The sequence below is a fragment of the Pseudomonas sp. GL_139_B genome (assembly GCF_057834475.1).
In genome coordinates this window covers 5,266,379-5,288,834 of sequence record NZ_CM174403.1, presented here as the reverse complement: position 1 = coordinate 5,288,834, position 22,456 = coordinate 5,266,379, and the positions used below count along the sequence as shown (strand labels likewise).

The window sequence follows — 22,456 nt, the reverse complement described above, 5'->3', positions numbered from 1 at the left end:
GTAGCCATTTGTAGCAATTACCTTCATTCCCTATCCGTTTACCGCTAGTCTGCGGACATCTGCAACGCCGCCATCCGCAATTCAAACAAGAGCCGGCCATGACTGAATTGTCCCCACTCCCGGGCCCTGCAAGCGTTTCCATCGCGGCATTGGACGGGCGCTTTTTTCGGCCCCCGCTGCCCGACGGCCATGTGCTGCGGCCTCGTCTGTGCGAGCGCCTGAGTGCCGGCCTCGGTGGCAGGCTGTTGCTGGTCAGTGCACCCGCCGGGTTCGGCAAGAGCTCATTGGCGGTAGAGTTCTGTCAGGGGCTACCGGCCCATTGGCGAAGTCTGTGGTTGGGGTTGAGTTCTCGAGACAGTGATCCGGGACGTTTCCTTGAACGGTTGCTCGAAGGGCTTCAGGATTATTTTCCGACACTGGGCAGTCAGGCGCTGGGACTGCTGAAAATGCGTCAGCGCCATCAACCGTTCGCCTTTGAAGAATGGCTGGACGGGTTGCTGGACGAGTTGGCCGTCTACCTGTCGCCGAGTACGCCTTTGCTATTGGTCCTCGACGACTATCATCTTGCCCAAGGCCCGGTACTCGATCGTTGCCTGCAATTTTTCCTCAATCATTTGCCTGATGGCCTGTTGGTCATGGTCACCAGTCGACAGCGTCCGGACTGGCATCTGGCCCGTCTGCGGTTGTCGCGCCAACTGCTCGAACTCCATGAGCAGGACCTTCGACTGACCCATGATGAAGCGCTCATGTTGCTTGATCGCCACAGCAGTTCCTTGCATGGCGAGGCGCTGGAAAGTCTGATTCAGCGCAGTGAAGGCTGGGTCGCGGGTTTGCGATTCTGGTTGCTGGCGGCCTCCGAGGCAGGCAATGACGGTGCGTTGCCGCAGTCGCTGCACGGCGGGGAAGGGCTGATCCGCGATTACCTGCTGGAAGAAGTCATCGATTGCCTGCCGGTCGAAGTGCAGCAATTTCTTTACGACACTGCACCTCAGGACCGTTTTTGCAGCGAGCTCTGCGACGCGGTTCGCGAAGCCCACGACAGTGCCGAAATTCTGCGTTTCCTTCAGGCGCACCAGGTATTCCTGGTGCCGCTGGACGAGCACGGCCACTGGTATCGTTATCACCATCTGTTTTCCGACCTGCTGCGCACTCGGCCTACCGCTCAGACGATGGTGCCGGCCGCCAGCCTGCATTTGCGTGCCTGTCGCTGGTTCAATGCACAAGGGCTGCTCGACGAAGCGGTGGAGCAGGCGTTGCGTGCCGGGCATCTGGACGTTGCGGCGAACCTGGTGCAAAACCTTTCGGAAGAACAACTACTGGCCGAGCAGAACGCTGGCATGTTGCTGCGCTGGAAAATGGACTTGCCCGACAGCTTGCTGATTAGCACACCCAGGCTGATCGTACTCTACAGCTGGGCGCTGGGGATGGCCTGTCAACTGGATGCGGCGGAGGAATTGGCAGCCCACTTGAGCCGCTTCCTGCCGGCCCCTTCGGCCACCGCGCAGAAGTCGATGCTGGCGCAGTGGCTGGCCCTGATGGGGATCATCGCCCGAGGGCGTGGCAACCGCGAGCTGACGCTTCTCTATTGCACTGAAGCGCTACATACCCTGCCTGCCAAACGCTACGGGCAACGTCTGATCTGCCTCTCGACCCTGTCCAACCTGGCCATAGCCGACGGCGACTTGTGGCGTGCGCGCAGTTTGAACCGTGAGTCGCTGGAATTGGCGCAGCGGGTCGGTAATCCGTTATTTGAAGCACTGGCCCATTACGACCGCGCCCGAGTATTGCAGGCACGCGGGGAAATCCTGCGCGCGTTGCAAGAGGTTCGTCAGGGGCTGCAACGCCTGCAAGGGTTATCCGCGCAACGACTTTACGCCATACGCGCTCGTCTGACTTTGTATGAGGGCCTCTTGTTGGCCTTGCGCCTGCAACCGCAAGCCGCGCGAGTACGTTTGCAAAGCGGTCTGAGTGAGGCTCGCGCCTGTCGCGATATCAGCGTGTTGATCGGCTATTGTGTGATCGCCCGGCTGGAGGGTAACAGCGGCGAGTTCGCTAACGCCTTCGCCGAACTGGCCGAAGCCGAGCGCCTGATGCACATCTGGGACGTGCCCCCGATTTACTATCTGGCGATGATAACCATGGTCAAATGCGAGCTCTGGCTGGCCCAGGGACGCACCGATCTGGCCGAAGCCTGGCTTTCCCGATTGGGGCAGACCTATAACGGCGAACACCCGGCAGCACCGCCCGAATTCCATCCACAGTTGCCGTTGCATATCGAATTGCAACAAGCATTGCTGAATGTGATTCAGGGGCAGCCAATGTTGGCCGAAGGCCGATTGAATGCGCTGCTGGAGCATGGGCAACAAACGGGGCGGCAGATGCTCAGTGCAATGGCGCTGACTCAGAAAGTTGCGTTGTTGCTCGTCGGTGGGCGTGAACCCGAAGCCCGCAAGGCGCTGGGACAGGCACTGGAAGCGTCGATCGGTGGCGCCTTGCAACCGTTCGAAGGGTTGCTGGCGGAACATCCGGACTGGCTACGTGGGCAACTGCAACTGCTTGCTCCGACAACTGTTTCGCAGAGTCTCGTAGAACAAATACCGGTACTGATCGCTCGTCCGGTATTGGAGTTGTGTTCGGGGGCAGAGCAGCTAAGTGCGCGTGAACTGGCGGTTCTGCAACTGATTGCCCAAGGCTGTTCAAACCAGCAAATCAGCGATCAACTGTTCATTTCGTTGCACACGGTCAAGACCCATGCCAGCCACATCAACAGCAAGCTCGGGGTTGAGCGGCGCACGCAGGCGGTGGCACGGGCGAAAGAATTGGGACTGCTGAGATAGTATTTTCAAGATTGGCCCTGCGTTCAAAAGACTGCTGCAGTTTTGTGCCAGAATTGCCCATCTCTGATTTTCGAGCTTGTCCCGATGACCCAGCAACCCCGCCTCATTCGCGAAACCTTCCCCGTCGGCCCTTTGCAGTGCAACTGCACGATCATCGGCGACCCGATCAGCAAAAAAGCGATTGTGGTCGACCCGGGCGGCAATCATGAATTGATCCTGGCACGCCTCGACGCCTTGGGCTTGAAGGTGGTCAGCATCATCCACACCCATGCGCATCTGGATCACTTCCTGGCCTCCGGTCAGCTGAAGGAGAAAACCGGCGCCACCCTGCACCTGCACAAAGAAGATCAGTTCCTCTGGGATAACCTGGAGATGCAATGCCAGATGTTTGGTGTGCCATATACGCCCGTGCCGCCGCCGGATCGCTGGTTGGCCGATGACGAAGAACTGGCCTGCGGTTGCGGTGTAGCCTTGCACACACCGGGGCATACACCAGGCTCCATGAGCTTCTGGTTTTCAGAGGCCAAGTTGCTGATTGCCGGTGACACGTTGTTTCGTCGCGGGGTTGGGCGCACGGATTTGTGGGGCGGCGACCAGGCAACCATCGTGCGGTCGATCAAGCAGCGGCTGTATACGCTCGACGAAGAAGCGACCGTGGTCACCGGGCATGGTCCGGACACGCGTTTGGGCGATGAAATGCGCGAGAACCCGTTTGTGCGGGCTTGATTTGTAACACGTTTGTCACGCGGGGAATTTTTGACCTGTGCGATGATCCAACACCCGCGAAGGTCCAATGGTGAAGTCCGTTGCACCACAGAATGCAAAAAAGTAGGAGCTCTTAATGTTCACCACGCCTCGTTTGATTATTGTCGCAACCGCAGTCGCCCTGCTGTCTGGCTGCGCCTCGCCTAACCCTTACAATGGCCAGCCTCAGGGGCAGGCTGATAGCGGCTCCCAGGGCATGAGCAAAACCGCTAAATACGGTGGTCTCGGGGCCTTGGCCGGTGCGTTGGCGGGTGCCGCGATTAACCACGATAACCGTGGCAAGGGCGCGTTGATTGGCGCGGCAGTGGTGGGTGCTTCCGCCGCCGGTTACGGCTACTACGCCGACCAGCAAGAGAAAAAGCTGCGTGCCAGCATGGCCAACACCGGCGTTGAAGTGCAGCGCCAGGGCGATCAAATCAAATTGATCATGCCTGGCAACATCACGTTCGCGACCGATTCGGCGAACATCGCTCCAAGCTTCTATCAGCCGTTGAACAACCTGGCAGGCTCGCTCAAGGAGTTCAACCAGAACCAGATCGAGATCGTCGGTTACACCGACAGCACCGGCGCCCGCCAGCACAACATGGACCTGTCCCAGCGTCGTGCGCAGAGCGTGGCGACGTACTTGACTTCGCAAGGTGTGAGTGGTGCCAACCTCTCGGCTCGCGGTGCCGGCCCGGATAACCCGATTGCCAGCAATGCTGATACCAATGGTCGGTCACAGAACCGTCGGGTCGAAGTCAACTTGAAAGCGATTCCGGGTCAACAGTATTCTCAGCAATAACAGTTTTACCTTTACCAACCTGACTGAACCCCAGGCGTAAAAAAGAGCCCGCCCGATCCTCAACCGATCGGGCGGGCTTTTTTGTGTTGTCAGTTCCGGCCTCATCGCGAGCAGGCTCGCTCCCACAGAAGGAACGCGATCGATTGTGGGAGCGAGCCGGCTCGCGATGGGGCCAGCGCAGACAACTAAATCATCTGCAATAAAAAAGCCCCCGAACGATGACTCGTCCGAGGGCTTTTTGTCCTGCGCGAGACCTGATTACTTCTTCAGGCCGTAATGCTCGTCCAGCATTCCCGGCGCGTTCGGGGTCTTGGGTGCGTAGTCGCGAGGAGGTTCCTGATTGCGCGGTGGCGTCAGGCGTTCGCGTGGGGCCACTGTCGCATCGGCGTGCAGAGAGGCCAGCAAGCGTTGGCGAGTCTGCTCGTCCAGGGCCAGTCGGTTTGCGCCGTCGGCGAGGTGATCCTGCACTTCCTGATAGCTCTGAGTCAGTTTCTTGACCAGGTTTGCAGTGCTGTTGAAGTGGGTGACCACCTCGTTCTGATAACTGTCGAAACGTTCCTGAATGTCATCCAGTTGACGCTGCGTGCTGCTGGGCACGGCACTCGGCACCAGGCGCGCGATCAGGAATCCAATGGCGACACCCACAACCAGGGCAAGAGTCGGTAACAACCAAACTAAGAGCGAGTGTTCCACGAGTCCTTCCTCTATAAACGGCTTTGCTTTACGTTAACGGCTCGAACCTGCGCTGTATACCGCGATTCACTCGCAATAGATTGGCACAGACAATTTGCTAGACGAGTCGACCCGATTCGAGGTCACGGAGTTCCTTCCTTGCTTATGCGCGAAACCCCTGTAGTGATTGATGGCCCTGTCGGTCAACTGGAAGCTTTGTATCTGGATAATGAGCAGCCGCGTGGCGTTGCGCTCATCTGCCATCCGAACCCGGTGCAGGGCGGCACCATGCTCAACAAAGTCGTCTCGACCCTGCAGCGCACTGCGCGCGACGCTGGTTTGATTACCCTGCGGTTCAACTACCGTGGCGTCGGTGCCAGTGAAGGCGCGCACGACATGGGCACCGGTGAAGTCGATGATGCTCAAGCCGTCGCCGAATGGCTGCGATTCAAGCATCCGGACTTGCCACTGACGCTGTTGGGTTTCTCCTTCGGCGGTTTTGTTGCAGCAAGTCTCGGCGGACGCCTGGAAGCCAAGGGCGAACAACTGAAACATTTGTTTATGGTCGCACCTGCGGTTATGCGCCTGGGCGATCAGGAGCAACTGTCGCAGCAAGGCGAGTTGACCCTGATCCAGCCGGAAACCGACGAAGTGATCGATCCGCAACTGGTTTACGACTGGTCCGAAAAACTCGAGCGCCCCCATGAGCTGCTGAAAGTGGCAGAATGCGGACACTTTTTTCATGGCAAGCTGACCGATCTCAAAGATCTGATCCTGCCGCGTCTTTCGAATTGATTGCAGTCTGACAAGCGATTACCCATGACGACTCGTACCCGTATCCTCACCGGCATCACCACCACCGGCACGCCACACCTGGGCAACTACGCCGGCGCCATCCGCCCGGCGATCATCGCCAGCCGTGACAGCAATGCCGATTCGTTCTACTTCCTGGCCGACTACCACGCCCTGATCAAATGCGATGACCCGCTGCGCATTCAGCGCTCGCGTCTGGAAATCGCCGCGACCTGGCTGGCCGGTGGCCTGGATGTGGACCGCGTGACGTTCTACCGCCAGTCCGACATTCCCGAAATCCCCGAGCTGACCTGGCTGCTTACCTGCGTCGCCGCCAAGGGTTTGCTCAATCGTGCACATGCCTACAAGGCCTCGGTGGACAAGAACGTCGAGACCGGCGAAGACCCGGACGCTGGCATCACCATGGGCTTGTACAGCTACCCGGTACTGATGGCCGCAGACATTCTGATGTTCAACGCGCACAAGGTGCCGGTCGGTCGCGACCAGATCCAGCACGTGGAAATGGCTCGCGACATCGGTCAGCGCTTCAACCACTTGTTCGGTCAGGGCAAAGAATTCTTCACCATGCCCGAGGCACTGATTGAAGAAAGCGTCGCCACGCTGCCAGGCCTCGACGGGCGCAAGATGTCGAAAAGCTACGACAACACCATCCCGTTGTTCAGCAGCGCCAAAGAGATGAAGGACGCGATTTCTCGGATCGTCACCGATTCGCGCGCGCCGGGCGAAGCCAAGGATCCGGACAATTCGCACCTGTTCACCTTGTTCCAGGCGTTTGCTACGCCGTCGCAGTCCGACGAGTTCCGCAGCGAATTGTTGCAGGGCTTGGGTTGGGGCGAGGCTAAGAACCGCCTGTTCCAATTGCTGGACAGCGAGCTGGGCGAGTCCCGCGAACGTTATTACCAGCTGATCGAACGTCCGGCCGACCTGGAAGACATCCTGCAAATCGGTGCCAAAAAGGCCCGTGCCGTCGCCACGCCGTTCTTGAACGAACTGCGTGAAGCGGTCGGTCTGCGTTCTTTCGTGGCGCAGACTCAAGTCGCCGCCAGCACCAAGAAAAAAGCCGCGAAAGCCGCACGTTTCGTCAGCTTCCGTGAAGACGATGGCAGCTTCCGCTTCCGTCTGCTGGCGGCCGATGGTGAGCAATTGCTGCTGTCGCGCAACTTCGCCGACGGTAAAACTGCCGGGCAAGTGACCAAACAACTGCAAACGGACCAGCCTTTGGACGTGCGCAGCGAAGACCTGAGCTTCAGTGTCTGGCTCGAAGGCGAGTGCGTGGCAGACAGCCCGGCATTCGCCGACAGCGCGGCTCGCGACGTCGCCATCGACGCCCTGCGCGTTGCGCTGACGCCAGTTCAGGAATAAATCAGCGGCTCGGCCCGACCAAGGGCTGATTGCCATTCCCCGGGGCCGTCGCTACAGTGACGGCCCGTTTTTGTTGCCTTGCTAACGAATTATGACGCCCCTAGAACGATATCAAGCTGATCTGAAGCGCCCGGAATTCTTCCATGATGCTGCGCAGGAAACTGCTGTGCGCCATTTGCAGCGCCTGTACGACGATCTGGTCGCGGCCTCGCAGAGCAAGCCGGGCCTGCTCGGCAAACTGTTTGGCAAGAAAGAGCAGGCGCCGGTCAAGGGCCTGTACTTCTGGGGCGGCGTGGGTCGCGGCAAGACTTACCTGGTCGACACCTTCTTCGAGGCGCTGCCGTTCAAGGAAAAGACCCGTACTCACTTCCACCGCTTCATGAAGCGTGTGCATGAAGAGATGAAGACCCTCGGCGGCGAGAAAAACCCGCTGACCATCATCGCCAAGCGTTTCTCCGACGAGTCGCGAGTGATTTGCTTCGATGAATTCTTCGTCTCCGACATCACTGATGCCATGATCCTGGGCACGCTGATGGAAGAGCTGTTCAAGAACGGCGTGACCCTGGTCGCGACTTCGAACATCGTGCCGGACGGTCTGTACAAGGACGGCCTGCAACGCGCGCGCTTCCTGCCGGCCATCGCGCTGATCAAGCAGAACACCGATATCGTCAACGTCGACAGTGGCGTCGATTACCGCCTGCGTCATCTTGAGCAAGCGGAGCTGTTCCACTTTCCGCTGGACGCCGCCGCTCAGGACAGCCTGCGCAAGAGCTTCCGTGCGCTGACGCCGGAATGCACGGCAGCGATCGAGAACGACGTGTTGATGATCGAGAATCGAGCAATCCGCGCGGTTCGCACGTGCGATGACGTCGCTTGGTTCGACTTCCGCGAACTGTGCGATGGCCCGCGTAGCCAGAACGACTACATCGAACTGGGCAAGATCTTCCACGCCGTGTTGCTCAGTGATGTCGAGCAGATGAGCGTCACTACTGATGACATCGCTCGTCGCTTTATCAACATGGTCGACGAATTTTACGACCGTAACGTCAAGCTGATCATTTCTGCCGAAGTTGAGCTCAAAGACCTCTACACCGGTGGTCGCCTGAACTTCGAGTTCCAGCGCACGCTCAGCCGACTGCTGGAAATGCAATCTCACGAATTCCTGTCCCGCGCTCACAAGCCGTAGGACTTATCGGAATACAAAAAAAAGGGCCTGCAGATGCAGGCCCTTTTTTGTGCTCTGTAGAAACTCTCAGGTTCACCATTACCTACTGTGGGAGCGGGCAAGCCCGCTCCCACAAAGTTATCTATATGATTTGAGAGTTATGCAGCCTGCTGAAACTGCTGCCGATACTGGTTCGGCGACAGTTCTGTGTGCTGACGGAACAACCGCGCAAAGAAGCTCGCATCGTCGTAACCAACCTCATAACTGATGGTCTTGATGCTCTTGCGGCTGCCGGACAACAGGCCCTTGGCGGTTTCGATGCGCAGTCGTTGCAGGTAGTGCAGCGGCTTGTCACCGGTCGCCGTCTGGAAGCGGCGCATGAAGTTGCGGATGCTCATGCCGTGCTCGCGGGCCACGTCTTCGAAGCGGAACTTGTCGGCGAAATGCTCTTCGAGCCAGTGCTGGATCTGCAGGATGATCACATCCTGATGCAGCTTCTGCCCGCCAAAACCGATACGGCCCGGGGAATAGCTGCGCTGCACTTCGTAGAGGATATCCCGCGCCACGGCTTGCGATACGTTGGAGCCGCAGAAGCGCTCGATCAGGTAGACGTAAAGGTCGCAGGCCGACGTCGTGCCGCCGGCGCAATACAGGTTGTCGGCGTCGGTCAGGTGTTTGTCCTGTTTGAGGTAAACCTGTGGGAAGCGCTCGGCGAAGGCGTTGAAGAAACGCCAGTATGTGGTCGCTTCCTTGCCATCGAGCAGGCCCGCCTCAGCGAGCCAGAACACCCCGGTCGCTTCGCCGCACAACACCGCGCCGCGGGAATGTTGTTCACGCAACCATGGCAGCACCTGTGGATAACGTTTGCAGAGCGTGTCGAAGTCATCCCAAAAGGCGGGGAGGATGATGATGTCAGCGTTTTCCAGGCCGCCGTCTACCGGAATGATCACATCGCTAAAGCTGTTCACCGGTTTGCCGTCGGGACTGACGAGTCGGATTTCGAACGATGGTGTCAGGCCTTGGCCTAGTTGTTTGCCATGGCGCAGGCTGGCCATGTGGAAAAAGTCTTTGGCTTGCAGGAGGGTGGAAGCGAAAACCCGATCAATCGCCAGGATGCTGACGCGCCGCAGGGGCGTGGAGACTTGCTTAGACATAATTCAACTTTATTTTTATAGGAGAAAGTGGTCATCAAACGGCTGGATCGTCTTATTTTTTGTCTGATGTGTCCAGTGTCCTGTGTTGAATGCGGGGCTTAGTCTCTGGAGATCAACTCCTCTAACAATAACGACAGGTGCCGCATGATCCCCAGAACCTTGTTCAGTCCCGAGCACGAACTTTTCCGCGACAGCGTGCGAACGTTCCTCGAAAAAGAGGCTGTTCCGTTCCATGGGCAATGGGAAAAACAAGGCTATATCGACCGTAAACTCTGGAACAAGGCAGGGGAGGCGGGGATGCTGTGTTCGCATCTGCCGGAGGAGTACGGCGGGCTGGGGGCGGACTTTTTGTATAGCGCGGTGGTCATCGAAGAGGTCGGGCGTCTTGGGCTGACCGGGATCGGTTTTTCCCTGCATTCTGACATCGTGGCGCCATATATCCTGCATTACGGCAGTGAAATGCTGAAGCACAAGTACCTGCCGAAACTGGTGTCTGGCGAGATGGTCACGGCGATTGCCATGACCGAGCCGGGGGCGGGCTCCGATCTGCAAGGGGTGAAAACCACGGCGGTACTGGATGGCGACGAGTACGTCATCAACGGCTCGAAAACCTTTATCACCAACGGCTTTCTGGCTGATCTGGTGATTGTCGTGGCCAAGACAGATCCAAAGGCCGGCGCCAAGGGCACCAGCCTGTTTCTGGTGGAGGCCGGCACGCCGGGTTTCGACAAGGGCCAGCGTCTGGAAAAGGTCGGGATGAAGGCGCAGGACACGTCGGAGTTGTTCTTCCAGGATGTTCGGGTGCCCAAGGAAAATCTGCTGGGGCAGGCCGGGATGGGTTTCGCTTACCTGATGCAGGAATTGCCGCAAGAGCGGCTCACCGTGGCCATTGGCGGGCTTGCGTCGGCTGAAGCGGCGTTGCAATGGACGCTGGACTACACCCGCGAGCGCAAGGCATTCGGCAAGGCGATTGCCGACTTTCAGAACACCCGCTTCAAACTGGCGGAGATGGCGACCGAGATCCAGATCGGCCGGGTTTTCGTCGATCGCTGTCTGGAACTGCACCTGCAAGGCAAGCTGGATGTGCCGACGGCGGCGATGGCCAAGTATTGGGGCACGGACTTGCAATGCAAGGTGCTCGACGAATGCGTGCAGTTGCATGGCGGCTACGGCTTTATGTGGGAATACCCGATTGCCCGGGCATGGGCGGATGCGCGGGTGCAGCGTATCTATGCCGGCACTAACGAGATCATGAAGGAGATTATTGCGCGGTCGCTTTGACCTTGCGGTGACTGTTAGACCGCTATCGCGAGCAGGCTCGCTCCCACATTAGCTCTCCAGTGAGCACAAATTTTGTGACCTCCGGAGATTAACTGTGGGAGCGAGCCTGCTTGCGAATAGGGTTTATGAATCCATCAAGGCGCCGGGTTAGGGTGATCCTTGTGAATCGCCTCGATCCCCTCCAGCACTTCGTCCGAAAGTTTCAGCTCGTAGCTGGCAATGTTGCTGTCCAGTTGCTCAAGCGTCGTTGCACCGATGATGTTGCTGGTGACGAACGGCTGTTGATTCACGAATGCCAGCGCCATCTGCGCCGGGTCCAGGCCGTGTTCTCGGGCCAGTGCCACGTAACGGCTGCACGCAGCTTCCGATTGTGGGTTGAAGTAGCGGCTGAAGCGGTTGTAGAGGCTCAGGCGGCCTTTGGGCGGGCGCGCGCCACCTTCGTACTTGCCTGACAGGAAACCGAACGCCAGCGGCGAGTAAGCGAGCAAGCCGCATTGTTCACGAATGGCAATCTCTGCCAGACCCACTTCGAAGCTGCGGTTGAGCAGGTTGTAGGGGTTCTGGATCGACACGGCGCGCGGCCAGCCCCGAGCTTCGGCCAGGGCGAGGAAGCGCATGGTGCCCCATGGCGTTTCATTGGATAGGCCAATGTGGCGGATTTTGCCGGCCTTGACCTGCTCATCCAGTGCTTCGAGGGTATCCTCCAGCGGTGTTAGGTTGGCTTCGCTCTTGTGTTTGTAGCCCAGTTGGCCGAAGAAGTTGGTGCTGCGCTCCGGCCAATGCAGCTGGTAAAGGTCGATGTAATCGGTTTGCAGGCGCTTGAGGCTGGCGTCCACGGCTTGCGTGATGTGCTGGCGGTTGTGGCGCAGGTTTTTATCGCGGATGTAGTCGATGGTGTTGCCGGGGCCGGCGATCTTGCTGGCGAGGATCCAGTCGGCGCGATCGCCACGACTTTTGAAATAGTTGCCGATGTAGCGCTCTGTGGTGGCGTAGGTGTCGGCCTTGGGCGGCACTGGGTACATCTCGGCCGTGTCGATGAAATTGATCCCGGCACCTTTGGCCCGTTCAATCTGGGCGAAGGCTTCAGCTTCGCTGTTTTGCTCGCCCCACGTCATGGTTCCGAGGCAGATAGCGCTCACGTTCAGATCGGTTCGGCCTAGCTGTCGATAGTCCATCAGGTGCTCCTTGGGCAAAACAATCATAAAAGCAGGTTGAAATATTTTTCGCAATCTGCATAATTGCGCACCTCTTTCTGCAGTGGAAGTGATGCGCCGCCGCCGAAGAATCTTGCCGTTGAACGGACGCGCCGACCCGAGCCCCCGAAAGCGTCTGTATCCGGCTGCCTTTGACTTGTCAAAGTACGCACTATTCAGTAAGATCCGCCGTCTAATTTACAGGGCGGCCCCTGAGGCTATAAAGAATGAAAACTTTTACTGCTAAACCGGAAACAGTACAGCGCGACTGGTTTGTCGTCGACGCTGCAGGTCAGACCCTGGGTCGTCTGGCCACCGAAATCGCGAGCCGTCTGCGTGGCAAGCATAAAGCTGAGTACACTCCTCACGTTGACACCGGCGATTACATCGTCGTTATCAATGCCGAGCAGATTCGTGTAACCGGTGCTAAAACCACCGACAAAATCTACTACTCCCACTCCGGTTTCCCGGGCGGCATCAAGTCGATCAACTTTGAAAAGCTGATCGCCAAAGCCCCTGAGCGCGTGATCGAGACCGCGGTCAAAGGCATGCTGCCTAAGAACCCGCTGGGTCGCGACATGTATCGTAAGCTGAAAGTCTATGCGGGCGCTGTACACCCTCATACTGCTCAGCAGCCCCAAGAACTGAAGTTTTAACGGAATAGTTCATTATGTCGGCGACTCAAAATTACGGCACTGGCCGTCGCAAGACCGCAACCGCACGCGTTTTCCTGCGTCCGGGTACTGGTAACATCTCCATCAACAACCGTTCGCTGGATAATTTCTTCGGTCGCGAAACTGCCCGCATGGTAGTTCGTCAGCCGCTGGAATTGACTGAGACTGTCGAGAAGTTCGACATCTACGTCACCGTGATCGGTGGTGGTGTAAGTGGTCAAGCTGGCGCAATCCGCCACGGTATCACTCGCGCACTGATGCAGTACGACGAAACCCTGCGTGGCGCTCTGCGCAAAGCTGGCTTCGTTACTCGCGATGCTCGTGAAGTTGAACGTAAGAAAGTCGGTCTGCGTAAAGCGCGTAAGCGTCCGCAGTACTCGAAGCGTTAATTCGCTTTCACGTTCGAAAAAGAACGCCCAGTTTCCTCACGGAGCTGGGCGTTTTTTTATGCGTGCGATTTATTAAAGAATTGCGCTGTGACAACTTGCCACATCCGCAGAGCCCCTATACTACAAGGCTTGGCAGTGGAGCCCTTCGGTAATTACCTTGTCAGAATTGGGGCTTTTCATTACCATTCGGCAAAATTTTTATAAGCACATAGATTTACTTAGTAGATGCCTGATTTAACAGGCCACAAAGCTGATGGGAGAGGACTGAATGAGCAATGACGGCGTGAATACAGGCCGGCGTCGCTTCTTGGTAGCAGCCACATCCGTGGTGGGTGCTGCAGGAGCGGTGGGGGCTGCGGTCCCGTTCGTGGGGTCATGGTTTCCCAGTGCCAAGGCGAAAGCCGCAGGTGCACCGGTGAAAGTGAATGTCAGCAAAATCGAGCCAGGCCAGCAGATGATTGCTGAGTGGCGCGGTCAGCCGGTATTCATTGTCCGCCGTACTCCGGAAATCCTGGGGAATCTGAAAAAGATCGAAGACCAGCTCTCCGATCCTGATTCCAAACAATCGACGCAACCGGCCTATGTCAACCCGGAAACACGTTCGATCAAGCCAGAGATTCTGCTGCTGATCGGCATTTGCACGCACTTGGGTTGTTCGCCTACTTTCCGTCCGGAAGTGGCACCTGCGGATCTTGGTCCGAAATGGGTAGGTGGATATTTCTGCCCGTGCCACGGCTCCCATTACGATCTGGCTGGCCGCGTCTACAAGTCGCAACCTGCGCCTTTGAACCTGCCAGTTCCCCCGCATTCCTATGAGACCGATGAGATCATTGTCATCGGCGTCGATACGGAGAAAGCGTGATGAGCAAGTTCATGGATTGGGTAGATGCGCGCTTTCCCGCGACCAAAATGTGGGAAGACCATCTCAGCAAGTACTACGCCCCGAAGAACTTCAACTTCTTCTATTTCTTTGGCTCCCTGGCGCTGCTCGTTCTGGTTAACCAGATCGTCACCGGTGTCTGGCTGACCATGAGCTACACGCCGTCGGCGGAAGAGGCGTTTGCTTCCGTTGAATACATCATGCGCGACGTCGAGTACGGCTCGATCCTGCGTCTGCTGCACTCCACCGGCGCTTCGGCGTTTTTCATCGTGGTTTATCTGCACATGTTCCGTGGCTTGCTATACGGTTCGTACCAGAAGCCGCGTGAGTTGGTGTGGGTCTTCGGCATGCTGATCTACCTGGCGCTGATGGCTGAAGCCTTCATGGGTTACCTGCTGCCATGGGGCCAGATGTCCTACTGGGGCGCCCAGGTGATCATCTCGCTGTTCGGTGCGATCCCGGTCATCGGTAACGACCTGACCCAGTGGATCCGTGGTGACTACCTGATTTCCGGTATTACGCTGAACCGCTTCTTCGCCCTGCACGTTGTTGCCTTGCCGATCGTGATCCTTGGTCTGGTGGTGCTGCACGTCCTGGCGTTGCACGAAGTGGGTTCGAACAACCCGGACGGCGTCGACATCAAGAAACACAAGGACGAAAACGGCGTACCGCTGGACGGCATTGCCTTCCACCCGTACTACACCGTGAAAGATATCGTCGGTGTGGTGGTGTTCCTGTTTATCTTCTGTTCGATCGTGTTCTTCTTCCCGGAAATGGGCGGTTACTTCCTCGAGAAGCCGAACTTCGAAGTGGCGAACGCCTTCAAGACCCCAGAACACATCGCTCCGGTCTGGTACTTCACGCCGTTCTACGCAATTCTGCGGGCAATCCCGGACAAGCTCATGGGTGTTATCGCCATGGGTGCGTCGATTGCCATGCTGTTCGTCCTGCCGTGGCTGGATCGCAGCCCCGTCAAGTCGATGCGCTACAAAGGCTGGCTGAGCAAGATCTGGCTGTGGGTGTTCTGCATCTCGTTCGTGATCCTCGGTGTGCTGGGCGTATTGGCTCCAACGCCAGAGCGGACGCTGTTGTCGCAGGTGTGTACGTTCCTGTACTTCGCCTACTTCATTCTGATGCCGTTCTATACCAGGCTTGAGAAGACCAAACCGGTTCCGGAAAGGGTGACTGGCTGATGAAAAAGTTATTTTTTGCACTGATTCTTGCTGCTTTGCCTGTCCTGTCCTTCGCGGCTGAACACGGTGGTCCTGAGCTCGAAAAGGTCGACATCGACGTTTCTGACAAGGCTGCCATGCAAGATGGCGCGCGTACTTTCGCCAACTATTGCATGGGCTGCCACAGCGCCAAATTCCAGCGCTATGAGCGCGTAGCCGATGACTTGGGCATTCCCCATGATCTGATGCTCTCGAAGCTGGTGTTCACCGGCGCCAAAATTGGCGACCACATGAGCATCGGCATGCAGCCGGCAGACGCCAAGGCCTGGTTCGGCGCGGCTCCGCCCGATCTGACCCTGGTGGCACGTGTTCGTGGTACTGACTGGCTCTACGGCTACCTGAAGTCTTTCTACGAAGATCCGTCGCGTCCGTGGGGCGTGAACAACAAGGTCTTCCCGAACGTCGGTATGCCTAACGTACTGGCTGGTCTGCAAGGTCGTCAGATTATCGGTTGCAAGCAGGTCCAGATCGTCGAAGACGGCAAGAAGCAATTTGACCCGTTGACCGGTACGCCTTTGACGCATGAAGCCTGCGATCAGATGACTATCGTGCCGAAAAGCGGTGCTCTGACCGAAGAGCAGTTCGATGAGAAGGTCAAGAATCTGGTAACCTTCCTGGCTTACTCGGCTAACCCGGTTAAGCTGCAACATCAGCGCATCGGTACATACGTCTTGTTGTACCTGGCATTCTTCTTCGTATTCGCTTATCTGCTTAAGCGCGAATACTGGAAAGATGTGCACTGATAAAGCTTCAAGCAATTGCTGTTAATCGCGCGCGCCCAAGGGCGCCTCTGAAGGTGTAACGAGCCTGGTGATCCAGGCGTTACGGGAGGCGCCCTCTGGGCGCGCTCGTTTTTCCGCTTCCGATAATTTCAACAAGCGAGGAGGACCGCCATGGGCGTGACCAATCGGTTGGCCTGTTACTCCGACCCCGCCGACCACTATTCCCACCGAGTGCGTATCGTACTTGCAGAGAAGGGTGTCAGCGCCGAGATCATTTACGTGGAAGCTGGTCGTCAGCCGCCTAAACTGATTGAGGTAAACCCTTACGGAAGCCTGCCCACCCTGGTCGATCGTGACCTGGCGTTGTGGGAGTCGACCGTGGTGATGGAGTATCTGGATGAGCGTTACCCGCACCCGCCATTGTTGCCGGTTTATCCAGTGGCGCGTGCCAACAGCCGCCTGCTGATTCATCGTATTCAGCGTGACTGGTGTGGCCTGGTGGATCTGATCCTGGATTCACGGACCAAGGAAGCTGCCCGCGTCGTCGCTCGTAAAGAGCTGCGCGAAAGCCTGACTGGCGTGTCGCCGTTATTCGCCGACAAGCCGTTTTTCCTCAGTGAGGAACAAAGTCTGGTGGACTGCTGCCTATTACCAATACTCTGGCGCTTGCCGATTTTGGGTATTGAACTGCCGCGGCCGGCCAAGCCGCTGCTTGATTATATGGAGCGCTCGTTTGCGCGTGAGGCTTTCCAGGCAAGTCTGTCTGGTGTCGAACGCGATATGCGCTAAGGCTTAAGGAGCCGCTATGAACTCCAGTCGACCTTATCTGGTCCGCGCGCTCTACGAGTGGATTGTGGACAACGATTGCACCCCGCACATGCTGGTCAATTCCGAGTATCCGTCGGTGCAGGTGCCTCAGGGTTTTGCCAGTGACGGACAAATAGTCTTGAACGTGTCGCCCCAAGCCGTGCGTCATCTGCACATGGATAACGAGGCGGTCAGTTTCGAAGGGCGTTTCGGTGGCGTACCGCACACCTTGTACGTGCCTATCGCCTCGATCCTGGGGATTTACGCCAGGGAGAATGGCCAGGGCATGGTGTTCGATCTGGAATCGCCTATGGAAGACGAGGAAGAGATCGAGCCGGATGATGATATTCCGCCACCCGACAGCGAGCCGCCGCGTCCCAGCGGTCGACCCAGTTTGAAAGTGGTGAAGTAATAAAAAAGGCGATCCGGTTGGATCGCCTTTTTTATTGCTTCTGTAGGAGCTGGCTTGCCGGCGATGGCGATCATCAAAACGCTATCGCCAGCAAGCTGTGCTCCTACAAGATGGCGATTTCAAGGACGCCATCGCCGACAAGTCGTGCTCCTGCAGGTGTCAGTCGATGTACTCAAACAGCTTCACAACCTTCTGCACACCGGAAACGCCCTGTACCAGGTTGGTAGCCTGAGCGGCTTCCTGTTTGGTCAGCAGGCCCAGCAAATAGACGATGCCATTTTCGGTCACAACCTTGATGCGCGAGCCAGGAATGTAGGAGTCGGTGAGCATCTGGGTCTTGATTTTGGTGGTCAGCCAGGCGTCGTTCTGGCGCGCCAGCAAAGAGGAGGGTGCCATGACCTGCAATTCGTTGTGGACCGTTTTTACTCGTTGAACAGCGGCAGCAGCTTGTTCTGCTTTAGCCTTGAGGTCTGCGCGCGGCGTCTGTCCGGCGAGCAGCACCACGCCGTTGAAGCTGGTGACGACAATGTGCGATTCGTTGTCCAGGGCAGGGTCGGCCTTGGCCACGTTTACGCCGACTTTGGTATCGATCAGGGAATCGTCGATCTTGCTGCCAAAGGTGCGCGTGCCACGGTCATCTTCAATCGGCGCTTCCCGGCTGGCGTTAACCACCGAAGTGCAGCCACTGATGCCGAGGCACAGGGTCAAGGCCATCAGGCCTAGGCGATTAGGGGTCATTCTTCACTCCCGAACAGTTGGCTGTCGATCAAGTCGCAAAGGCAATGGATCGCCAGCAGGTGGACTTCCTGAATACGTGCGGTGACATTGGCCGGTACGCGAATCTCGACGTCCTCGGGCAAAAGCAGTGACGCCATGCCGCCGCCATCGCGACCGGTCATTGCTACGACAACCATTTCGCGATCATGTGCGGCCTGGATCGCCTGAATTATGTTTGCCGAGTTACCACTGGTGGAAATCGCCAGCAATACGTCGCCCGGTTGACCAAGGGCGCGGATTTGTTTGGAGAATATTTCGTTGTAGCTGTAGTCGTTGGCAATCGAGGTGATGGTCGAACTGTCAGTAGTCAGCGCGATGGCAGGCAGGCTCGGGCGTTCACGTTCGAAGCGGTTGAGCAGCTCCGACGAAAAGTGCTGGGCGTCGCCGGCGGAACCGCCGTTGCCGCAGGAAAGCATTTTGCCCTCATTGAGCAGGGCGTTGACCATCACTTGGCTGGCTTGCTCGATGTGCGGTGCAAGTACGTCCATCGCCATTTGCTTGGTGTCGATACTGGCCTGAAAAAGCTGGCGAATTCGGGATTGCATGTCCATCTGTGTGACCTTAATTAGCGCGGCTACTCGGCACATGAATGTGCAGCCCGCAATGCAAAGAGCAAAAGTGTTGGGTGAAGGTGTCCGTTTCGGGGCGCAAGCGATCAACTGTCGAAGGCATTCTGCAACCAGTTCAACTGATCCAGGTTGCTGTCGATGGCAACCACGTCGAAGCGGCAAGGGGAATTGGCCCAACGCGACTCGCGCTGAAGAAAATACTGTGCAGCGAAAATCAGTTTCTGCCGTTTGCGCTCATCGATGCTATCGAGTGCGCCACCCCATTGGGTGTTTTTTCTGTAGCGGACTTCAACGAATACTACTGTATCGCCATCGAGCATGACCAGATCAAGCTCGCCGCGTTTACACAACCAGTTCTGCGCCAACAGGCGCAGACCTTGTTGTTGAAGATGCTCGAGCGCATGGCGCTCGGCATCTTTTCCACTTTGTTGGCGTGACCTGTCAGGCATCAGTTCGGGGTGCTCGGCAGGCGTTGAACCTGGCCATTGACGAACTGAGCCCACGGAAGCTGACGCACGACGCGTTGGTTCTGAGTCAGGCTCAGGCTACCCGACTGGCCTTCGAGGCGGCTGTTCGGCAGGGCCTTGAGTTGCCCCAAGCGTGGCGCCAGGCCGTAAGCATCGACGCCCATGGCATACAGGCGACCGAGGCTGCCGGCGGCTTGTGGCCATTGAGCCGTAACCTGTCTGCGCAGTGGATCGTTGGCGTCCAGCAACCACGGGGTTTCGCAGAAGCGAATGCCGTTCATGTCGTTGTACTGATTCACGTCGCCGCTAGCGCTGTATACGTGGGAAGTGGCGTAAACCGGCACATCACCTGCGTATTGGAAGTTCAGGGTCGGTTTGATTTGTTGAGCCTGTTGCGGAGTGGCGGCCAGGAAGATGAATTCAATGTCCTGGCTGCGCGAGGGTTGGGCGGCAACCTGCGAGCCGACGGTGCTTTGCAGGCTTTTCGCGCGGCCTTCGCTCTGGCGCAGCTGGAACATGTCAGCAATCTGCTGGGCCAGTTGAACCGGCTGGTCTACGCGTTCGGTGGCAACGATGCTGCCGCCGTTGGCTTGCCAGTCCTGGCTGAATGCGCGGAGCACGCGATCACCCCATTCGCCTTTCGGCACCATGATCGCAGCGCGATGCAGGCCATCGGCGCGCGCACGGCGAGACACTTCGCGAGCTTCGTCTTCAGCGGCCAGGCCAAACTGGAACAGTTGGGGTGGGCCTTGTTCGCCTTCGCTGTAGTTCAGCGCCAGGGTGGTGATCGGCAATTGCGGGCGGCTGCTGAGCTGCTTGACCAGTGGTTTTTCCAGCGGGCCGACTACCAGTTGCACGCCGTCGGCCTGGGCCTTGCGGTAGAACTCGTCCATCGACGTCAGCTTCGAGCTGTCATAAAACTCGATGGCGGGTGGCTTCTGCCCGGCTTGCTGGGCTTGGTAGTAAGCGGCCATGAAGCCTTCGCGCAAAGCTTTGCCCACCGATGCCAGCTGGCCGTCTTGTGGCAGCAGCAGGGCAATCTTGCTCAGGGGTTGGCTGGCCAAGTCCTTGAGGTTGGTCAATGCTAGCGGCAGTTGAATGGCGGCCGGGTGTTTAGGGTGTTGGGCGCGCCAGTTATCGATTGCGGCTTGCTGTTGCTCCAGCGTCCCGGCCGTTTTCACCGCCAGCGCCAGACTCATCCAGCCGCCGAGGTCATCGGAGGTGGTTGGCTGCAGTTGGTCAGTGGGCAGCGAGGCGATCAGGGTCCAGATCGCTTCATGGTTTTTGCTGGCCGCTTCACCGCTCAGCATGGGTGCGATGAAAATACGTTCCCTTGCGGCAGCCAGCGTCTGGCCATCGGCTTCGAGGGCACGGGCGTGAACAGTACCGGTGCGCACCTGTTGCTCAGCCGGCAGTTCACCCAGGCGTTGCATACTCGGATGGCTCAAGGCAGTCAGTGCCGCTTTGGGCTGATTGCGCACCATCGCCAGTTCCGCCGCCAGCGTACTGGCGAAGACTTGTGGGCCTGGCTTGAGTTGCTCGACCGGAACTTGTTGCAGGATTTGCGCGGACTGGCCGGCATTTCCTTGGCGGTAGGCCACGTCTGCGGCGCTCAGGCGCAACAGGGCAGTTTGTTCCGGGTCTTTGCTATGACTGGCCTGATCGAGCAGTTGCTCGACGCTGGCATTCGGAGTCCGTGGAACTTCGCCAAGGCTGGAGGAGGGCGAGCTGGCGCAAGCCGCCAGCAGGGCAGCAAGGCAGAGGGCAGTAAACAGCCGCAGGCAAGCGATCATGTAGTGTTCCTGTTACTCGATCAAATTAGCGTGGAATTGTACCCAAGCACTGGCCGGGGCGCGATGTTACTGGCGTGAATCGATCAATTTAGCTCGTGTAAATGTTGCTGTACTGCACAAAAGGCTGAAAAACCCAGTAAGGGCCAGGCCTATCGCCAGCGCCGCTACGCGCTACAATGTCACTTTTTACCGATCATGAGGTGTGCGCTTTGACTGCTCCAGGTGCTTTGAATTCCGCTGCTGGCTCGCTTTATGTGGTGGCGACGCCCATCGGCAACCTGGACGACATCAGTGCGCGTGCGCTGAAAATCCTTCGTGAGGTGGCGCTGATTGCCGCCGAAGACACTCGTCACTCCCAGCGATTGATGCAGCATTTTGGTATCCCCACGCCGCTGGCGGCGTGTCACGAACACAACGAGCGGGATGAAGGTAGCCGCTTTATCACGCGTCTGCTGGCAGGCGACGACGTGGCCCTGATATCCGATGCCGGTACGCCGTTGATTTCTGATCCCGGTTATCACTTGGTGCGTCAGGCTCGTGCCGCGGGGATCAATGTGGTGCCGGTTCCGGGAGCCTGCGCATTGATCGCAGCGCTGTCGGCGGCGGGTTTGCCGTCCGACCGGTTTATCTTTGAGGGTTTCCTGCCGGCCAAGGCGGTCGGTCGCCGGGCTCGTCTTGAGTTGGTAAAGGAAGAGCCGCGCACGCTGATTTTCTACGAGGCACCGCACCGTATCCTTGAATGCTTGCAAGACATGGAACTGGTGTTCGGTGGCGAGCGTCAGGCGTTGCTGGCTCGTGAAATCACTAAAACCTTTGAAACCCTTAAAGGCCTGCCGTTGGCCGAGTTGCGCGAGTTCGTGGAGTCGGACAGCAATCAGCAGCGCGGTGAATGCGTGGTGCTGGTGGCCGGCTGGGCGGCGCCCGAGACCGAAGACGCGGTCAGCAGCGAAGCGATGCGCATCCTCAACCTGTTGCTCGAAGAGATGCCGCTCAAGCGTGCGGCCGCTTTGGCTGCGCAAATCACCGGCGAGCGCAAGAATGTGCTGTATCAGGTCGCGCTGGATCAGCAGAAGGGCGAGTGAAACCCGACGTGCAGGAGGGGTAAAAGGCGTTTAGCGCTTGTTCTTCGGCCGCTCTGCCGTTAACCTTCGCGGCGGAGAGTCGATCGGACAGTCGCTGCCCTCTATGAAAATTAGGGGGGGGAGGAAAGTCCGGGCTCCATAGGGCGAAGTGCCAGGTAATGCCTGGGAGGCGTGAGCCTACGGAAAGTGCCACAGAAAATAACCGCCTAAGCGCTTCGGCGCCGGTAAGGGTGAAAAGGTGCGGTAAGAGCGCACCGCACGTCTGGCAACAGTTCGTGGCTAGGTAAACCCCACTTGGAGCAAGACCAAATAGGGTCCCAAGGCGTGGCCCGCGCTGGGACCGGGTAGGTTGCTAAAGATGTCCAGTGATGGCCATCGTAGACGAATGACTGTTCAAGACAGAACCCGGCTTACAGATCGACTCTCCACCTTTTTTCTCCCTGTTTGAATCGTTGAGCAGGGGCGCTGGTGATAGCATTTTCCCTCCTTTCAGAATCATCGGCAGAAGCACTTTCGTAATACCAAAAAAATCTTACTCTTAACAAACTACTTTAACTTTCGAGCGCAGCCATCTGAGTTGTCTCAAGTTATTGGGTGCAATGACACGTCGTATTTCCGTATCCCCT

The 22,456-nt window shown here is 57.8% G+C and carries 22 protein-coding genes and 1 other RNA gene; 16 read left to right on the top strand and 7 right to left on the bottom strand.

What is annotated here, in order from left to right:
* Positions 1 to 98 precede the first annotated feature (98 nt).
* The 3 genes from AC3ISI_RS24120 (at position 99) to AC3ISI_RS24110 (ending at position 4,386) form a co-directional block, all read left to right on the top strand.
* The gene (locus AC3ISI_RS24120) at positions 99 to 2,837 is read left to right on the top strand and encodes a winged helix-turn-helix domain-containing protein (RefSeq protein ID WP_489334125.1); all 2,739 of its coding nucleotides are present in this window, start codon (positions 99 to 101) and stop codon (positions 2,835 to 2,837) included.
* Positions 2,838 to 2,921: 84 nt separating this feature from the next.
* Positions 2,922 to 3,563 carry an MBL fold metallo-hydrolase gene (locus AC3ISI_RS24115; protein ID WP_489334123.1) on the top strand — a complete coding sequence of 214 codons (642 nt, stop codon included), beginning with the start codon at positions 2,922 to 2,924 and terminating at the stop codon, positions 3,561 to 3,563.
* A 115-nt stretch (positions 3,564 to 3,678) separates the two neighbouring features.
* Complete coding sequence (locus tag AC3ISI_RS24110) at positions 3,679 to 4,386, top strand: YiaD family glycine zipper/OmpA-like lipoprotein (RefSeq protein WP_489334122.1); 708 nt, start codon at positions 3,679 to 3,681, stop codon at positions 4,384 to 4,386.
* Between the two features lie 258 nt (positions 4,387 to 4,644).
* Here the strand turns inward: AC3ISI_RS24110 and AC3ISI_RS24105 are convergent, their stop codons facing one another.
* Positions 4,645 to 5,079 carry a Z-ring associated ZapG family protein gene (locus AC3ISI_RS24105; protein WP_489334121.1) on the bottom strand — a complete coding sequence of 145 codons (435 nt, stop codon included), beginning with the start codon at positions 5,077 to 5,079 and terminating at the stop codon, positions 4,645 to 4,647.
* Positions 5,080 to 5,223: 144 nt separating this feature from the next.
* On the opposite strand from AC3ISI_RS24105, the gene AC3ISI_RS24100 reads away from it, so the two are divergent.
* The 3 genes from AC3ISI_RS24100 to zapE all read left to right on the top strand — a co-directional run bounded on the left by AC3ISI_RS24100 (position 5,224) and on the right by zapE (position 8,419).
* Positions 5,224 to 5,853: an alpha/beta hydrolase gene (locus AC3ISI_RS24100; RefSeq protein WP_489337782.1), complete on the top strand. Its 630-nt coding sequence runs from the start codon at positions 5,224 to 5,226 to the stop codon at positions 5,851 to 5,853.
* Between the two features lie 24 nt (positions 5,854 to 5,877).
* On the top strand, positions 5,878 to 7,233 hold the full coding sequence (locus AC3ISI_RS24095; protein ID WP_489334120.1) for a tryptophan--tRNA ligase: 1,356 nt from the start codon (positions 5,878 to 5,880) through the stop codon (positions 7,231 to 7,233).
* Positions 7,234 to 7,324: 91 nt separating this feature from the next.
* Entirely contained in the window at positions 7,325 to 8,419 is a 1,095-nt protein-coding gene (gene zapE / locus AC3ISI_RS24090) for a cell division protein ZapE (protein ID WP_489334119.1), read from the top strand.
* Positions 8,420 to 8,556: 137 nt separating this feature from the next.
* Here the strand turns inward: zapE and AC3ISI_RS24085 are convergent, their stop codons facing one another.
* Complete coding sequence (locus tag AC3ISI_RS24085; RefSeq protein WP_489337781.1) at positions 8,557 to 9,453, bottom strand: GlxA family transcriptional regulator; 897 nt, start codon at positions 9,451 to 9,453, stop codon at positions 8,557 to 8,559.
* Between the two features lie 243 nt (positions 9,454 to 9,696).
* Here AC3ISI_RS24085 and AC3ISI_RS24080 point away from each other — a divergent pair, with 243 nt between their 5' ends.
* A complete protein-coding gene (locus AC3ISI_RS24080) occupies positions 9,697 to 10,833 on the top strand; it encodes an acyl-CoA dehydrogenase family protein (protein WP_489334118.1) in 1,137 nt (378 codons plus the stop codon).
* A 134-nt stretch (positions 10,834 to 10,967) separates the two neighbouring features.
* On the opposite strand, the gene AC3ISI_RS24075 is transcribed toward AC3ISI_RS24080, so the two are convergent.
* Complete coding sequence (locus AC3ISI_RS24075) at positions 10,968 to 12,008, bottom strand: NADP(H)-dependent aldo-keto reductase (RefSeq protein ID WP_489334117.1); 1,041 nt, start codon at positions 12,006 to 12,008, stop codon at positions 10,968 to 10,970.
* Positions 12,009 to 12,253: 245 nt separating this feature from the next.
* Between AC3ISI_RS24075 and rplM the strand changes: the two genes are divergently transcribed.
* The 7 genes from rplM (at position 12,254) to AC3ISI_RS24040 (ending at position 17,142) form a co-directional block, all read left to right on the top strand.
* Positions 12,254 to 12,682 carry a 50S ribosomal protein L13 gene (gene rplM, locus AC3ISI_RS24070; protein ID WP_007905295.1) on the top strand — a complete coding sequence of 143 codons (429 nt, stop codon included), beginning with the start codon at positions 12,254 to 12,256 and terminating at the stop codon, positions 12,680 to 12,682.
* A gap of 14 nt (positions 12,683 to 12,696) precedes the next feature.
* Positions 12,697 to 13,089 carry a 30S ribosomal protein S9 gene (rpsI, locus tag AC3ISI_RS24065; protein ID WP_002555064.1) on the top strand — a complete coding sequence of 131 codons (393 nt, stop codon included), beginning with the start codon at positions 12,697 to 12,699 and terminating at the stop codon, positions 13,087 to 13,089.
* A 268-nt stretch (positions 13,090 to 13,357) separates the two neighbouring features.
* A complete protein-coding gene (petA, locus tag AC3ISI_RS24060; protein ID WP_489334116.1) occupies positions 13,358 to 13,951 on the top strand; it encodes a ubiquinol-cytochrome c reductase iron-sulfur subunit in 594 nt (197 codons plus the stop codon).
* The gene (locus tag AC3ISI_RS24055) at positions 13,951 to 15,162 is read left to right on the top strand and encodes a cytochrome b (protein ID WP_489334115.1); all 1,212 of its coding nucleotides are present in this window, start codon (positions 13,951 to 13,953) and stop codon (positions 15,160 to 15,162) included. The genes petA and AC3ISI_RS24055 overlap by 1 nt, the downstream gene beginning before the upstream one ends.
* Positions 15,162 to 15,944, top strand: coding sequence for a cytochrome c1 (locus AC3ISI_RS24050; protein ID WP_489334114.1), 783 nt, complete (start codon positions 15,162 to 15,164; stop codon positions 15,942 to 15,944). Before AC3ISI_RS24055 ends, AC3ISI_RS24050 begins: the two co-directional genes overlap by 1 nt.
* Positions 15,945 to 16,094: 150 nt before the next feature.
* Entirely contained in the window at positions 16,095 to 16,712 is a 618-nt protein-coding gene (locus AC3ISI_RS24045; protein ID WP_007905304.1) for a glutathione S-transferase N-terminal domain-containing protein, read from the top strand.
* Between the two features lie 16 nt (positions 16,713 to 16,728).
* Positions 16,729 to 17,142 (top strand): ClpXP protease specificity-enhancing factor, encoded by a 414-nt coding sequence (locus AC3ISI_RS24040; protein ID WP_007943725.1) that lies wholly within the window; start codon positions 16,729 to 16,731, stop codon positions 17,140 to 17,142.
* Between the two features lie 159 nt (positions 17,143 to 17,301).
* Here the strand turns inward: AC3ISI_RS24040 and AC3ISI_RS24035 are convergent, their stop codons facing one another.
* From AC3ISI_RS24035 to AC3ISI_RS24020, 4 genes are all read right to left on the bottom strand, one after another.
* On the bottom strand, positions 17,302 to 17,880 hold the full coding sequence (locus tag AC3ISI_RS24035) for a BON domain-containing protein (protein ID WP_489334113.1): 579 nt from the start codon (positions 17,878 to 17,880) through the stop codon (positions 17,302 to 17,304).
* Positions 17,877 to 18,470 carry a phosphoheptose isomerase gene (locus tag AC3ISI_RS24030; protein ID WP_223515311.1) on the bottom strand — a complete coding sequence of 198 codons (594 nt, stop codon included), beginning with the start codon at positions 18,468 to 18,470 and terminating at the stop codon, positions 17,877 to 17,879. The genes AC3ISI_RS24035 and AC3ISI_RS24030 overlap by 4 nt, the downstream gene beginning before the upstream one ends.
* 104 nt (positions 18,471 to 18,574) lie before the next feature.
* Positions 18,575 to 18,937 (bottom strand): YraN family protein, encoded by a 363-nt coding sequence (locus tag AC3ISI_RS24025; RefSeq protein ID WP_019582357.1) that lies wholly within the window; start codon positions 18,935 to 18,937, stop codon positions 18,575 to 18,577.
* Entirely contained in the window at positions 18,937 to 20,748 is a 1,812-nt protein-coding gene (locus AC3ISI_RS24020; RefSeq protein WP_489334112.1) for a penicillin-binding protein activator, read from the bottom strand. Before AC3ISI_RS24020 ends, AC3ISI_RS24025 begins: the two co-directional genes overlap by 1 nt.
* Positions 20,749 to 20,924: 176 nt before the next feature.
* Between AC3ISI_RS24020 and rsmI the strand changes: the two genes are divergently transcribed.
* Positions 20,925 to 21,830, top strand: a complete 906-nt coding sequence (gene rsmI / locus AC3ISI_RS24015) for a 16S rRNA (cytidine(1402)-2'-O)-methyltransferase (protein ID WP_489334111.1) — start codon at positions 20,925 to 20,927, stop codon at positions 21,828 to 21,830.
* A gap of 75 nt (positions 21,831 to 21,905) precedes the next feature.
* Positions 21,906 to 22,259, top strand: an RNA gene (gene rnpB / locus AC3ISI_RS24010) — RNase P RNA component class A.
* Positions 22,260 to 22,456 lie beyond the last annotated feature (197 nt).

What these genes read in the sequence shown, in the direction of transcription:
- AC3ISI_RS24120 (WP_489334125.1), top strand. Translation starts at nt 99, where the DNA reads ATGACTGAATTGTCCCCACTCCCGGGCCCTGCAAGCGTTTCCATCGCG.
- AC3ISI_RS24115 (WP_489334123.1), top strand. Translation starts at nt 2,922, where the DNA reads ATGACCCAGCAACCCCGCCTCATTCGCGAAACCTTCCCCGTCGGCCCT.
- AC3ISI_RS24110 (WP_489334122.1), top strand. Translation starts at nt 3,679, where the DNA reads ATGTTCACCACGCCTCGTTTGATTATTGTCGCAACCGCAGTCGCCCTG.
- AC3ISI_RS24100 (WP_489337782.1), top strand. Translation starts at nt 5,224, where the DNA reads ATGCGCGAAACCCCTGTAGTGATTGATGGCCCTGTCGGTCAACTGGAA.
- AC3ISI_RS24095 (WP_489334120.1), top strand. Translation starts at nt 5,878, where the DNA reads ATGACGACTCGTACCCGTATCCTCACCGGCATCACCACCACCGGCACG.
- zapE (WP_489334119.1), top strand. Translation starts at nt 7,325, where the DNA reads ATGACGCCCCTAGAACGATATCAAGCTGATCTGAAGCGCCCGGAATTC.
- AC3ISI_RS24085 (WP_489337781.1), bottom strand. Translation starts at nt 9,453, where the DNA reads ATGGCCAGCCTGCGCCATGGCAAACAACTAGGCCAAGGCCTGACACCA.
- AC3ISI_RS24080 (WP_489334118.1), top strand. Translation starts at nt 9,697, where the DNA reads ATGATCCCCAGAACCTTGTTCAGTCCCGAGCACGAACTTTTCCGCGAC.
- AC3ISI_RS24075 (WP_489334117.1), bottom strand. Translation starts at nt 12,008, where the DNA reads ATGGACTATCGACAGCTAGGCCGAACCGATCTGAACGTGAGCGCTATC.
- rplM (WP_007905295.1), top strand. Translation starts at nt 12,254, where the DNA reads ATGAAAACTTTTACTGCTAAACCGGAAACAGTACAGCGCGACTGGTTT.
- rpsI (WP_002555064.1), top strand. Translation starts at nt 12,697, where the DNA reads ATGTCGGCGACTCAAAATTACGGCACTGGCCGTCGCAAGACCGCAACC.
- petA (WP_489334116.1), top strand. Translation starts at nt 13,358, where the DNA reads ATGAGCAATGACGGCGTGAATACAGGCCGGCGTCGCTTCTTGGTAGCA.
- AC3ISI_RS24055 (WP_489334115.1), top strand. Translation starts at nt 13,951, where the DNA reads ATGAGCAAGTTCATGGATTGGGTAGATGCGCGCTTTCCCGCGACCAAA.
- AC3ISI_RS24050 (WP_489334114.1), top strand. Translation starts at nt 15,162, where the DNA reads ATGAAAAAGTTATTTTTTGCACTGATTCTTGCTGCTTTGCCTGTCCTG.
- AC3ISI_RS24045 (WP_007905304.1), top strand. Translation starts at nt 16,095, where the DNA reads ATGGGCGTGACCAATCGGTTGGCCTGTTACTCCGACCCCGCCGACCAC.
- AC3ISI_RS24040 (WP_007943725.1), top strand. Translation starts at nt 16,729, where the DNA reads ATGAACTCCAGTCGACCTTATCTGGTCCGCGCGCTCTACGAGTGGATT.
- AC3ISI_RS24035 (WP_489334113.1), bottom strand. Translation starts at nt 17,880, where the DNA reads ATGACCCCTAATCGCCTAGGCCTGATGGCCTTGACCCTGTGCCTCGGC.
- AC3ISI_RS24030 (WP_223515311.1), bottom strand. Translation starts at nt 18,470, where the DNA reads ATGGACATGCAATCCCGAATTCGCCAGCTTTTTCAGGCCAGTATCGAC.
- AC3ISI_RS24025 (WP_019582357.1), bottom strand. Translation starts at nt 18,937, where the DNA reads ATGCCTGACAGGTCACGCCAACAAAGTGGAAAAGATGCCGAGCGCCAT.
- AC3ISI_RS24020 (WP_489334112.1), bottom strand. Translation starts at nt 20,748, where the DNA reads ATGATCGCTTGCCTGCGGCTGTTTACTGCCCTCTGCCTTGCTGCCCTG.
- rsmI (WP_489334111.1), top strand. Translation starts at nt 20,925, where the DNA reads ATGTCACTTTTTACCGATCATGAGGTGTGCGCTTTGACTGCTCCAGGT.